Origin of the sequence: Bacillus haynesii, from assembly GCF_001969855.1 — a bacterium.
Lineage (GTDB): Bacteria > Bacillota > Bacilli > Bacillales > Bacillaceae > Bacillus > Bacillus haynesii.
On record NZ_MRBL01000067.1, the window covers coordinates 1 to 1760 of the forward strand.

At 35.5% G+C, this 1760-nt stretch carries 2 protein-coding genes and 1 pseudogene; all 3 read left to right on the plus strand.

The window, feature by feature from the left end; genetic code table 11:
* Positions 1 to 446, plus strand: a 446-nt coding sequence (locus tag BTA31_RS22280) for a methyl-accepting chemotaxis protein (RefSeq protein ID WP_239693258.1), incomplete at its 5' end; no start/stop codon positions are given.
* Between the two features lie 253 nt (positions 447 to 699).
* Positions 700 to 1014, plus strand: a complete 315-nt coding sequence (locus BTA31_RS22285) for an AbrB/MazE/SpoVT family DNA-binding domain-containing protein (protein ID WP_076794315.1) — start codon at positions 700 to 702, stop codon at positions 1012 to 1014.
* An 89-nt stretch (positions 1015 to 1103) separates the two neighbouring features.
* A pseudogene (locus BTA31_RS22290) lies at positions 1104 to 1631 on the plus strand (SDR family NAD(P)-dependent oxidoreductase); the annotation flags it as partial.
* Positions 1632 to 1760: the final 129 nt, after the last annotated feature.

A 1760-nucleotide genomic window follows, 5' to 3' on the forward strand; every position in this document is an offset into this window, starting at 1 on the left:
TGGCTGAAGAAGTCAGGAAACTTGCAGCACAATCCGCAAGTTCGGCAAAAGATATAGAAAGATTAATTAATGAAATCGTCAATGAAATAGAGAATTCATTGAGTATGTTTGGATCAGTTAATCATGAAGTGAAGGAAGGACTTAAAATAACAGATGAAACAGAGTCCAGCTTTAGGGTAATACACAATATGACAAATAACATCGCTGATCAACTGCAAACGGCGACTGGAACAGTCGAAAATATATCGAAAGGATCTCAAGAAGTATCAAAGGCTGTTGAAGAGATTGAGAATGTGTCCAGTGAAAGTTCAGCAAATATTCAGGACATCGCCGCATCAGCAGAAGAACAGCTGGCTTCAATGGAAGAGATTAGCTCCTCTTCAGAAACCCTTAAACAAATGGCTGAGAAACTTCAAAGCTTAACAGAAAAATTTAAAATTATATAATCAAATGGTGAAAGTAAGCTGGTAGGAAAAACTTTTTTCCCACCAGCTTAATAGAGGCAGCACTAATAAACTTTTTGAATTTTTTCTTGAGAAACAGAAATATCGTTCTAAATAACCAGCTATGGATAACCTAAACTTGTTAAGTAGATTATTTTACAAAATTGACACAAAGAAATAAATCGAAGGTCTTGAAATAAATTGTGAAATGATGCACAATCCATGATGACTTTTAAGAAGAAAGGAGGATTCTTTTATGAAAACCACAGGAATGATCCGTAAAATAGATGATGTGGGACGAATTTTGTTACCAAAAGAAATGAGAAGGCTTTTAAAGATTAATGATGGAGATCCATTGGAGTTTATTAAAGATAACGATAAAATTGTTTTGCTCAAGTATCAAAAGCATAACACTTGTATAGTAACCGGAAAGGTGTCCTCTCAAAATATGATTTTATCAGGGGGAATTGTGTTAAGCCCTGAAGGGGCAAGAATCTTGTTGCAAGATTTATTGGCTGAGCGATTAAAAGATGATTTTGAGAAGACGCTAGGTATATCCCGAGTACTGTAAATGAAGGGATTACTTAGATGGTTTGTAAAAAAATATCAAACGTGTTGAAAAGTAATCAATATATCATCTCATAAAAAGGAGGGAGTTTCGTGAGTAAAGTAGCAGTAGTTACAGGTTCTGCAGGCGGATTAGGGAAAGGCATAGCTGAGAGGCTGTGCAAGGATGGTTATCGTGTTGTGCTGCATGATATAAATGAATCAATGCTAAACAAAACTGTTTCAGAATTCAAAGAAAAAAATTTTCCTGTCATTGATGTTAAAGGAGATGTATCGAAACGTGAGGATCAATTCAATTTGGTTAAAGGGGGTGTAAATACATTTGGACGTTTGGATGTTTTTGTGAACATTGCGGGGATCGATGCGGTATCGCCGCTTTTGGACATTACAGAAGAACAGCTTGATAAACTATTCAAAATTATTGTAAATGGTGTAGTCTTTGGCACTCAAGCAGCTGCTTAGCAATTTATTAAGCAAAAAACAAAAGGAAAAATCATTAATGCGTGCAGTATAGCAGGCCACGAATCATTCACAATGCTTGGTACATACTCTGCGACTAAACATGCCTTGAAATCTTTTACACATTCAGCTGCCAAAGACTCAAGGCTTCATAGAATATCAGACGAAATGGAGATGTCCGAATTTCACTATCAAGTGGCTATAGTATATTACTTTGAGCTCCCATTCCCTTTTCGTGGTTATTATTTACTATCTTCAAAAAAGTTTTTTGGGTCTTAACAATTTTAACTA

Coding starts and splice junctions, on each gene's coding strand:
- BTA31_RS22285 (WP_076794315.1), top strand. CDS start 700: ATGAAAACCACAGGAATGATCCGTAAAATAGATGATGTGGGACGAATT.